The organism is Microbacterium sp. JZ37 (assembly GCF_035188445.1).
Lineage (GTDB): Bacteria > Actinomycetota > Actinomycetes > Actinomycetales > Microbacteriaceae > Microbacterium > Microbacterium barkeri.
Genome location: NZ_CP045253.1, coordinates 416,964 through 428,495, shown reverse-complemented (window position 1 = coordinate 428,495; position 11,532 = coordinate 416,964). Strand labels below are relative to the sequence as shown.

At 69.5% G+C, this 11,532-nt stretch carries 4 protein-coding genes; all 4 read right to left on the bottom strand.

What is annotated here, in order from left to right; translation table 11 throughout:
* Window positions 1-51 precede the first annotated feature (51 nt).
* The gene (locus GC092_RS01940) at window positions 52-1,182 is read right to left on the bottom strand and encodes an ABC transporter substrate-binding protein (protein WP_324013789.1); all 1,131 of its coding nucleotides are present in this window, start codon (window positions 1,180-1,182) and stop codon (window positions 52-54) included.
* Window positions 1,183-1,461: 279 nt separating this feature from the next.
* Window positions 1,462-2,472, bottom strand: coding sequence for a LacI family DNA-binding transcriptional regulator (locus GC092_RS01935; protein WP_324013788.1), 1,011 nt, complete (start codon window positions 2,470-2,472; stop codon window positions 1,462-1,464).
* A 259-nt stretch (window positions 2,473-2,731) separates the two neighbouring features.
* On the bottom strand, window positions 2,732-7,234 hold the full coding sequence (locus tag GC092_RS01930; RefSeq protein WP_324013786.1) for an Ig-like domain-containing protein: 4,503 nt from the start codon (window positions 7,232-7,234) through the stop codon (window positions 2,732-2,734).
* Between the two features lie 279 nt (window positions 7,235-7,513).
* Entirely contained in the window at window positions 7,514-11,485 is a 3,972-nt protein-coding gene (locus GC092_RS01925) for a hypothetical protein (protein ID WP_324013784.1), read from the bottom strand.
* Between the last annotated feature and the right edge of the window lie 47 nt (window positions 11,486-11,532).

The window sequence follows — 11,532 nt, the reverse complement described above, 5'->3', positions numbered from 1 at the left end:
GGTGTCTCCTGTCCGGGGCGCGGCCGCATGCGGCGGCCGCGCCCTCGCGGCTCAATAGCGGATCGAGTCAGCCTGGCTGTCGAGCTGGGCGATCAGATCGTCCGTGGTCTGCTGTCCGCTGATCACGCTCTGAAGTCCCTTGGTCAGGGTGTCGAGCATGGTCTGGGCCGGCATGTTCACACCCCACCGGTCCCATGCGACCGCGACGCGCCCTTCGTCGAGCAGAGGGGCGACGAGCTCGTACTCCGAGGGGAACGTGCCCTGGACGCCGTCGAGGTAGCTGAACGCGCCGGGGTTCGCGTCGACGACCGCCTGCTGCGCCTCGGGCGACGCAAGCGCACGCAGCGCGGTGAGCGCCGCGTCCGGCTGGTCGCTGTCGGCATTGACGCCCATGCTCGCCGCCGGCCCGCCCAGCAGCCACTGGTTCTCGGCGTCTCCGCCGACGTGGGAGAACATGCCGAAGTCGAGACCGGCGTCCTTGATCGCCTGGTAGTCCCACGGACCACTGATGTACATGGCCGCCTCGCCGTTGGTGAACTCGGCGACCGCCTGTGACAGCGGAACGCCGACCATCTCCGGCGTGAGGACGCCGTGCTCGATCACCTGACTCCAGTCCGAGAGGGGATCGTTCCAGTTGCCATCGAGGGTCGCCTCGCCGTACGCGAAATCCGTGTCGAGCTGCACGCTCCCGTCGCCGTTGTTGTAGTAGGCGTTCTCGAGGTAGCCCATGAGCGAGTGGATGGCCTTGTCGCTGTCGGCGAGGCCGGCGGCCATCGGCTGGATCCCCGCAGCCGTCAGCTTGTCGGCGGCGTCGAGGAACTCGTCGAACGTCGTCGGCACCTCCGCGCCTGCTTCTTCGAAGAGCGCCTTGTTGTAGAAGATGCCGGAGAACCAGCCGTAGGAGGGGACCCCGAAGACCCGACCCTCGGCATCGCTTGCGAGAGCGAGGCCGACCTCGCTGAAGCCCTCGATGACGTCGTCGTCGCTGAGGTCGACGAGATTGCCCGCGGCCACGCGCGCCGGGAAGCTCGCGCCGTCCATGATGATGTCCGGCCCCTCGCCCGAGGCGAGCTGCGTGCTGAGCCAGGTGTTGTACTGATCCAGGGGGACCTGCGTGTACTCCAGCGTGATGCCGTCGGCGGCGAGGAGCTCGTTCGCCGCCTCGAGCGTGCTGCCGATCACGCCGTCTTCATACCAACCGGCGATCGTCACTGTGCCCGCGTCGTCGCCATTGTCCGTCGCTGACGAGCACGCGGCCAGAGCGGCCGAGGCGGTGAGTGCGACCGCCGAAGCGGCCGCCGTGCGCATCCAAGCTCGACGTCGAGTCATCGGAGTTCCTTCCATGCCGTCGCCAGCGGCGGCCGATTCGTGATTCGATGCGCATCGATTCGATGCGCATCGACAGACTAGACGCCGAGGCGGGTCAACGCAAGCACACGCACGGACGCCTGCGCGCCGTGATCAGCGCGGCGGCGCGGTCGTGCGACGTCGTGTGAGTCTCGGGGAGACGAGCTGCACGCCCCGTTCAGCCGGGCGCCCATCTAATCGCGCGAAGAGACTCTCCATCGCGAGCCGAGAGACCTCGCGCGGCTCGGGCGAGATGTTCGTCACCGGGATGCGGAATGCCTCGGCCGTGCTGTCGGTGCAGACGCCGACGAGCGAGACGTCCTTCCCGGGCGTGACCCCGGCAGCCTGCAGGATCTGCAGGGTCATGTCGATCGCCTGCGGGGTGCGGGCGATGACGCCCGCCCGCACCGCCGCGAGCTCTGCCGCCTGCGACTCGAAGCGCGTGAAGCCCGCCCACCCTTCGGCGTCCGGCTGATAGGTCGATACCGCGATGCCTGCGTCGGCTGCCGCGCTCTCGACGCTCTCGGCGAACTGCGCGACGAAGCCGAACTGGTCTGCCCGAACCACAGGACTCTCGCCGATGAGCGTGATGCGCCGATGGCCCGCCTCCGCGAGTTCGCGAACCGCCAGACGGCCGGCCGCCTCGACGTCGACGTCGACGCAGTCGAGATCGCGCGGGTCATCCGGTACGCCGATGAGGACGACGGGCACCTGCACGGAGTGCGCAGCCGGGACGCGGTCGTCGTCGCGGCGGATGTCCATCAGCACGATTCCGTCGACGATCGCGCGTCCCGCGAGCCGCTCGAGGCCGGCAGGGCCCTCGTCCTCGGTCACGAGCACGACGTCGTAGTCCCGCTCCCTGCAGAAGGACGAGATCGTCTCGATGAAGGGCAGCAGAGCGGCCACATCCGTATTGGCGGCGAACCGGACGACGAGTCCGACGACATTCGTGCGACGACCCGCGAGGGCCCGGGCGCCGGCATTGGGGTGGTAGTCGAGCTGGCGCATCGCGGCCTCGACGCGCGCGCGGGTCTCGGCGGAGATCGATCGCGTGCCGCTCATCACGTACGAGACCGTGCTCTGCGAGACGCCAGCCAGCCTCGCCACATCAGCGCTCGTCGCCATCCAGACCTCCTCGTCGAGTCTAGGACTCCCGTCGATGCGCATCGGCTGCCGCGAGGCGGGGCGCGAGAAGAGCGAATGGCTTGGACGGCGCGCACGGCGGGACACCACGCAGGAGTTCCGACGCGGAAAGGGGCGGGAACCCGGTTCCCGCCCCTCGATCCGCTCGGATCTCCTGTGCTGTGTCCCGCTGAGCACCCGCGGCGTCGGGGTCACCCCCGGACGGTCCGGAGGGCGGCGGCTCGTGGCCGCCGCCCTCCCATCACCGGCAGGTGAAGGCGGCGTACTCCGCGGAGGAGGTCCCCGTCTCCTCGCCGGCCGTCGCGGTGGCGTCGACCGCGCCCGCCGGAACCTCCTTCTCACGGGTCTTGAACGCGACCGAGACGCTGTCTCCGGGCTCGACGCCCGCGAACGTCTTCTTCCCGTAGGGCGAGCGGATCTCGATGTCCGCGGCCGCGCTTGCGTCGTTGGTCGCCTTCACCGCGATGACGCCCTTCGCGCCCACGCAGCGGCCGTCCACCGACACGGCGACCGAGACGGGGCTCTCACCGCCGCCTGCCCCGACGATGACCGAGGCGGTCGCCGTCTTGTCGCCCGCATGGTCGCTCTGGACCGTTCCCGCCACCTCGAACTCGCCCTCCGAGGCGTACTGGGCAGGATCGATCTCGTCCCAGACCACCGGAAGCGTCTCCTTCGAGCCGTCGTTGTACAGCACCGACGTGCTCTCCGGCAGCGCAGGTGCGACGCCGACGGCGGTGTGGACGGAGACCGTGTCGACCTGGTTGATCGTCAGCTCGTGCGTCGAGCGCACCCAGACCGTCGCCTTCGCGGTCGCCGAGGCGCCCTCGACGATGCCGCGCACCTCGAAGCTCCCCTCAGCCGCGACCTGGTCCTCCGTCACCGGTGCCCACGTGACCGCGGCGAGCGCTCGGCTGTCGTCGGCGTACGTGACGCCGACCTGCTGCGGCAGGGTCGGCAGCGCACCCACATCCGTGCGGACGTGGGTCTCGTCGATCGCCGCGGGGGCCGCAGAGAAGACGTCCCATTCGCTGACGCCGACGGCCGAGTACGACGTCCCGGTCGCGTTCGGAGAGGCTTCGAAGGTCGCACGCAGCGCCGTCGTCGTCACCATGTCGAAGGTCGTCGCGTTGGTGCCGGTGCGCTCGGTCCCGTACCCGGATGCGTTCGGGACGTCGACCCACGCTCCCTCGGCGTCGAGGTACTGGATCTTCCACGACGCCGGCACCGCGACGCCCTCGCCCGTTCCGGCCGCGGAGTCCGTCCAGAACATGATCTCCGACCCGGCGACGCGCACCGGCTCCTCCCACGTGTACTGCAGCCATTGGGAGGCGGGACGATCCCCGGACCAGGTGCCCCAGATCTGGGCCTGATCGCCGCCCTCGTTCACACCGCTGCCGTCGTTCACAGCCGTGACGCGGTTCCATCCGGCCGTGTACGAGGCGGTCGGGGTAGCCGACGGTCCGATGTCCGTACCGCCGTCTGCAGCCTCGCCGCGGATGACGACGTCGTCCGAGACCGAGTGCTCGCCATCCGTCGCAGTGAGCCGAAGGCGGTACTCGCCCGCGACCGTGAAGCGCACGATCGTGTTCGCGCGGTCGGCGTGCTCGATGAACGCATCGCCGCCCTCGGGTGCGGACACGACGCTCCACGAGACGGTGAGCGGATCGGAGGGAGCGCCGTCGTCCTTCACGATGCCCGTGAGCTCGGCTCGTCCGGCGCTCACCGCTCCCGCCTGCGTGTAGGCGAGGACGCTCGGGGCGGCGTTCTCCGCCGCTCCGACCGGCTCCCCGGTCCGGAGCACCTCGAGCTCCTTGAGCCCGGTCCTGTACCCCTCTGCGTGCGCCACGGAGATGCGGATGCGTTGCGTCGTGATCTCGGGGAACCGCGCCTCGTTGAGGTTCGGCTGCGGCACGGTCGGCGCCTCGACGGCACCGGGCACGGCTGTCCATCCCGCGCCGTCCCAGTACTCGATGCCGTACCGCGAGGGCTCGGCGTAGCCGGACGCCGTCGCGCTCGAAGACGTGTCGTAGAAGTACGCGCGCACCGTGTCCACGGCCTGCGGCGATCCCAGGTCGATCTCGAGCCAGTCGGTGGCGTTCGGCGATCCGGCCGTGCCCCAGAAGGGCTCGTTGATCGTCGTGCCGTTGACCGCGGCATTCGCGGGGCGGCCGTCCGCCGAGAACGACGCCGTCACCGGGCGCCCCTCCGCCAGATTCTCCGCCGCGTGCGAGGAGATGTCCTGTCCGGCCTTCGCGAACAGGTCGACGACACGGGAGTCGTCCGCGTACACCACGTCCTGCGGCGACCGGAGCGCAACCGGAGCCGCGTCGACGACCTTCGGCTCGGACACGCCGTTCACGACGTCCTCCTCGAAGGACACCTCGCCCGTCGCGGGGTCGTACACGACATGCGTGAGGGAGTCGACCGTGAACGCGCGCTCGCCGTCCACGAACACGGAGTAGCCCTCGGGCACCGAGTCGCCGTACGGGCGCTCGCCGTCTCCCGGCTCATCCCACGTGATCGTGAGATCGCTGCCGTGATACGAGATGTTGTTCACGGTGAAGTGCGGCCAGTCGATGTCGATCGGGTAGAGCTCGATCCTGTCGTCCGTGCGGGGCTGCAGCCCCATCGCGTCCTCGATCATCGTGAAGTTCGTCGTCCCGAGGATCGTGTGGTGGATCCACGAGCGGTACCCGATGCTCTGCGGATCGGCGTCCCCGTCGGCCCAGAACTCGTTCGCGTCAGGAAGGCGGTTGTCGCCACCGTTCTGATAGTGCGCCCACGCGTTCCAGTAGAGGAGCTTCTTGTACCACTCGGCGTCGATGGCATCGCTCGGGTACTCCCGGAGCGCCGCTGCGACCATCCGGAACGTGACGGTGGAGTTGATGATCGAGAAGTTGTTCGTGCCGGGGTGTCCCGCCGCCGCCGCTTCGGCCTTGTCGGCCTGGTTCGCTGTCGTGAAGGGGAAGATCGGGTACTCCGCGTCATCGGCGAACAGGCGGAGGGCGTCCACGTAGTCGTCGGCGTAGTCCTCGTCGCCCGGCTTCGGCATGAGGCCGACCGAGAACGGGTAGTAGTTGTTGATCTCCTTCCAGGGGATCAGCTCGCCTGTCTGGAGATCGCGGTGCTTGATGAGGTTCTCCTCGGCGTCCCAGAGGTTCTCGAGGACGCCGGTCTTCACCTTCTCGGCGATCGCGTCCATCTCCGCCGACTTGTCGTCGCGGCCGAGCAGCCCGTAGGCGGCCGACGCCGCACGGGCGCCGCTGTACACGTAGGCGGACTCGGCCCGCTCATTCGCGCGCCGGAAGTAGTCGAACGACACGGCGTCGGCGTCGTTGCCGGTCCACGCATTCCAGTTCGTCTCGAGCAGGCCATTGCCGTTGGAGTCGTACGAGCTGAGCTGTCCCTTCGCATCGCCCTCCGCGTAGCGCGCGAGGTTCTCGACGATCCCGAGCGGGCCGCCGTGCACCTGGTACGACTTCCAGGCGGCCTCTGCGATGTACTGCGTGTGGCTCGCGTTCCAGTTCGCCGGGTCACCCGGGTTGTCGACGAAGCGCCCGCCCTTCGACGTCTCGCCGGTCGACACCCATCCGCCGTACGAGTAGATCGGGTTGCGGAAGTACTTGAGGTCGTCGATGAACATGCCGACCGTGAGGTCGATCGCGTTGTTGTAGCCGAGCGCGCCCTCGACGGCGGTCGGGAACTGGTACGCGTTGCCGGGCGCATTCGCATCGAGGTAGTTGAACCGCAGGAGCCACCAGCGGTAGAAGAGCGTCTTGTCGATGTCATCCTCGGGGGTGTCGAGGTACGGCACGTTGTCGGCCCACCAGCGGTTGTACGCCGTGACGTGCTCCGTGTACGCGTCGGAGGGCGAAGCGGCGGCGATCGCGTCGTACGCGGGGCGCGACTCCGCGATCTCCTCGGTGACGAGGCCCAGCTGCAGCTTGGTGACGGCGCTCTCCCCCGCGCCGATCGAGAGTGTGGTCTCGAGACCGCCGTCGACCGGCGCGAACCCGTCCCCGGAGAATCGCGGATGGACCCTGGTGATGTCGTTGAGGGCGTCGAACGTTCCCGTGAGCTCGTTCTCCTCGGCCACCGTCGCGTACGGCGACACGGCGCGGAGCCCGACTTCGACGGCCGCTCCAGTGGCTCGCACCTCGAGTTCGGTCACGAGGACGTTGGCGTCGATGATGAACTTCGTCTGGACGATCTCGACCCCCGCGTCGGCGTTGCTGTGCACGCTGCGCCAGTAGCTGGGCGTCTGCTTGCGCGCGGCCTCGTCCTCGGTGAGCGTGATCTGCTCGCCGCCCACGCTCGCGGTGACCGTGTAGGCGTCGCGGCCGTCGACCGCTTCCCAGTAAGCCAGCTGGCCGCCGAATCCGAGCTTCGCCGGGTCGTGCACCTTCATGAAGGCGGCGCGCCCTCGGCTGAACAGCCACTGGTTCTCGTCGCCGAAGCTTCCCGCGGTCCCGGTTCGCGTGAGCATCCGATCGAACCAGAAATCCTTTTCGGTGCTGGCGCCCGCTCCCGCAGCGAGATCCGCATCGAAGATGGCCTGCAGCTGATTGCCGACGGTGTATCCCGTCCCCGTGTCAGGAACGGGGTTCTCGCTTCCCGAGAAGACCGGGTAGCCGAGATCGCTGTTGGCCGCGAACGCCGGCGAAGCCGACAGTCCCCCAGCCAGCGTGCATACGACCCCGACGGCGATCCATGCCCTCGCGGGCCGACGGGATCTCTCCTTCATTGACCAGACCACTGTGTCTGCTCCCTTTCTCGCCGAGCTTCGGCGCACGCTCGTCACCCTAGGGACGGCGCAGGAGCGACCGCAAGCCTTTTCGAAAACTTTCGGTACGAGGAAGAGCGGATGGCCGGGATGGCGCGGACAGCGCGCGCACGGCGGATGGCGACGCCGGGACACGATGCAGGATTTCCGACGCGGAAAGGGGCGGGAACCCGGTTCCCGCCCCTCGATCCGCTCGGATCTCCTGCGCTGTGTCCCGCTGTCGCGCGGGTCCGCCTCGCCTCAGCCGCAGGAGAGCGGGCCGTACGCGGCGGTGAGCGTCTCCGTCACCGCCTCGCCGTCGATCTCGCCGGTGATCTCGACCGACGCCTCGCCTTCCGGCACCGACGCCTCGCGGGTCGAGAAGGTCGCCGACCGCTTCTTCTCCGCGTCGACCTGCAGGGTCTTCGCCCCGAACGGCGTGGTGATCTCGAACGACCCGTCCGCGACGGCGCCGTTTCGGACCTCGACGACCGCGACCGCCTTGCCTCCGACGCACCGCAGCGACGCGGTCGCCGACGCCTCGAACGAGGGCTCGTCCGCCTGTGCGACCGCGAGCCAGCTGATCACGGGGTCCTGCGAACCGGTCTTCCGCACGGTGTAGGTGACAGTCGTCGGCTCGGTCAGCGTGAACGTCACGTCGCTCGTCGCCCGCGTCGTGCTGCTCGAGAGGGAGACCGGCGCCCCGGCGACGGTGTGCGTCCCCGTCGAGTCCGTGAACGACACCTCGGTCGCCATGGGGCGGTTCTGCCCCCACCACTCCGCGAACCCGGCCGTCAGGGTGTACTCGCCGGCATCGAGAGGCAGCCGGTAGCGCACCGTCTTGCCCGCGCCCGCCCACAGACCGGTGGAGAAGATGTCGTTCACATCCGTCCCGCCCTTCACGTTGAGCCCGTCGTTGACGAAGCCCCACGAGGCCGCGTCGGCCGAGGCCCGGTCGACGGCGTCGTTCGCGAGATCGAACGTTCGCGACACCGCATCGAACGCGGGTGACGCCTGGCCGCTCGGCACGCCCGAGTCGATGAAGTACCGGATGCCGTCGGGCACGACCTGGAAGCGGGCGGAGATCTGCTGCTTCCGGCCGTCGGCGATCGGCTCCGTCGTCCAGCCGAGCACGGTCACTGCAGCGTAGGGCCGACGCTCGACCTCGTCGCTCCCTGGCGCCCACTGCACCGCACGCTCGACGCCGTCGATGACGACCGATGCCGGGAGGTCGCCGCCGACCGAGACCGCCCCGGCCAGGCCGAGATCGCGCACCTCGTCCGTCACGTCCGCCGGCCGCAGCCCGTTGGCCGCGGACTCCAGCCGCGCGGCGAGCTGGGCGGCGCCGATCGCGTCGAGACCGGCCTGGCCGTCGACCGCCGCCTCGGCTGCCGCGCGCGCGGCGGCGAACGCGGCCCACGAGGCCTCCGAGTAGTCCCCCTGCTCGTAGCCGGCGGTGTCGTCGAGTGCGTCGCGGATCTCGTCGGTGTCGACGGTTCCGTCGACGACGTCCGAGATGACGGAGTAGCCGTCGATGACGACCGTTCCCGAGACCACCTCGATCACGACCGTGTGCTCGCCGTCGGGCAGGCCGCGCAGGGAGTACGCCGCCTCGCGCTTCGAGGTCGCGCGCAGCGTCGCGCCCTCGACGGGCTGCCCGTCGACCGAGACGCGGATGCGCGCACCCGCGGCGTTCCCGCCGATGAGGTCGACGCCCGTGCCCGAGAACGCGATCGTCGCCGTCGCGCCCGCAGCCGACGTGGTCGACGTCGAGCGGTACCAGTCGTCGGCGCTGCCGGCGGTGGCCTTGTGCGCCCACGCCCCGGTGTACGCCACGCGGGAGTCCATGTTGTCGACGAGCTCCGAGGCGTAGGCGGTGTAGCCGTCGACCTTCTCCACGCGCAGGTCGTCGAACGCGACCTCGTGGAACTCCGTGCCGAGGTTCACGCGCCCGGCGTACTCCGGGTTGGGGTCGGTCCACGTCGCCACCTGCTCGCCGTCGACCCATGCCGTGATCTGCGCGCCCTTGGCCTCGATCGCGAGACCGTAGCCATCCGCTGCGGCGACCGAGCCGCTCGCGACCGTCGTGTCGTGGCGCGCGAGCGTCCACGCGCCCGCCTTCGTGACGCGGATGCTGTACGCGGCGTCGCCCGCGCCCATCCCCTTCTGCTGCCGCACGCCCAGGCGCGCGAGCCCGCCCGCCTCGTCGACGAACGACACGTCGACGGACGCCCGGTAGTTCTGCCAGCGGAAGTCGCCGACGAGCGTGTTCGGCTGGCGCACGTTCCAGGCGCGCGTGTCCTTCATGGACTGGTCCATCCGCTGGAAGAGCACGCGGTCTCCGGTGCCGTCGTCGCCGACCTCCCACGCCCCGGTCTGGTCGACCATGTAGCGGGGCTGGTGGCCGCGCGAGGTCAGGTAGTCCTGCTCCTCCGTCCGCGCGCCGTTGTCGACGCCGACGCGCACCGGTCCCTCCTCGTCGTACTCGAAGTCGTCGGCGTAGAGCACCTCGTCCGATGCGTCGAGAGCGCCGCCGGTCTCGTCGGTGTCGAGCACGGCGCGCTCGGCCTGCTCCGGAAGGCGCTCGGCGAGGTCGGCGTCGCCCGAGCGATCGAGCGTCGTGAAGGTGATGATCGACCTCGGCGCGACCGTGAAGGTGTACGAGCCGTCGGACGCGGGCTGCAGCTCCTGGGCGAGGTGCAGCATGTTCGCGTCGTAGGCCTCGCCGGCGTCGGCCGCGCGGGTCTCCCAGAGCTCCGCCGTGAGGTCGTCGCCGAGCGCGAGGGCGGATGGCGCGATGCGGTAGGTCTTCGTCTGGTCGCTGTCGTTCACGACCACGGTCGAGAAGTCCGAGGCATCGGGCGCCGCGAGCGTCATGTAGCTCGGCGCCCCGTTCGACCCGTCGAGGTTCTCCGTGCCCAGGACGCCGCTCGCGCTCGCCTCGGGGATGGTCCGCCAGATGCCCGCGGTGTTGTCGGCGTTCTCCCACCCGGTCTTCGCGAACGACGTGAAGTGGCGCATCACGTACGTCGCCGCGTCGTAGTGGATGGATCCCGACCACGGGTCGCGGGCGCTCAGCAGCTCCTTGTGGCTGTACTGCGCCCCCTCGTAGAACGAGCCGATCGCGGGCTGGAAGATGTAGTGCGTGCGCTTGGAGTTCGCGTACCCCTTGACGACGCGGTTCGCGAGGTCGAGCGCGCTCTGCACGCCGCCGATCCCCGTCGACGCGCCGCCCGGGCCATCCGTGTTGTTCACGCGGTAGTCGGTGTAGCCGAACGAGCCCACGCCCTCCGAGTACCAGACCTCGCGATCCTCGCCGGTGGGCGTCTGTCCGGTCGCGAGCTTCGTGTACGGCTGGTAGGTGCTGCTCGTCGGGTCGCCGTCGAGCCGGTCGTCCGTGTTGTAGTGGTAGCCGACAGCGTCGACGATGTCGAACAGCTCGGGGTCGTCGAGCAGCGCGGGGCCGATCTTCTTCGTCTGGTTCTCGTCGGACGCGACGATCCGAATGGACCGGTACGCCTCGCCGACAGCCTCCTGCTCGTCGGCGGGGATCCCGTAGCGGGGGTCGGCGAAGTCGGTGTCGTTCGCGACGCGGTCCGCGTACCACTTCACGAACGCGATGTCGGGGTTCGTCGTCTCGTTGGTGTCGGGGTTCACGTAGTCGACGATGAAGCCGTACTTCTCGTACGCGTCGAGGATGGTCTCCTTGTACCAGGTGTACATCTCGTCCTGGCCGGTGCCGGCGCTCCAGGCGGTCTGCACCCACTGCGGCATCGTCCAGCGCAGGATCGACACCTTCACGTCGGGGTTCGCCGTCTTCGCGTCGGCGGCCAGCTGCCATCCGGGCGAGCGCGACGCGTCCGCGAGCTCGTCGGGCGTGCGCATCGTGGCGGCGTCCGCCCCCGTCGAGTTGTTCGTGTCGGAGCCCATCTCGATCTTCACGTGGCTGATCAGCGGGTACTCGCCGCCGAACAGCACATCGATGAGCTGCCAGTACGCATCGGGGTGCTCGGCCTTGTAGTCCATGAGCAGGTTGCTCGTGGAGTTGGCGCTGAGCACGCCGAGCCCCTTGAAGGGCAGGCCCGCCGTGTTGTCGGGTCGGATGTCGCCGCCGTCGACGGCGATCTGGACGGTCTCGTCGGCCGCCTGGGCGGCAGGTGCGACGAGGGCGGATGCCGTGAGCGCGGCGAGCGCGACGGCGGCAGCTCCCGCGGTGCGGGCGGGTGAGGGCATGCGAAGACTCCTTCGTCTTGCGGATGGGGGTGTGCCCCTCGAGGCAG

Bases quoted from the DNA above. Each gene is read 5' to 3' on its own strand.
- GC092_RS01930 (WP_324013786.1), bottom strand. From the start codon at position 7,234: ATGAAGGAGAGATCCCGTCGGCCCGCGAGGGCATGGATCGCCGTCGGG.
- GC092_RS01935 (WP_324013788.1), bottom strand. From the start codon at position 2,472: ATGGCGACGAGCGCTGATGTGGCGAGGCTGGCTGGCGTCTCGCAGAGC.
- GC092_RS01925 (WP_324013784.1), bottom strand. From the start codon at position 11,485: ATGCCCTCACCCGCCCGCACCGCGGGAGCTGCCGCCGTCGCGCTCGCC.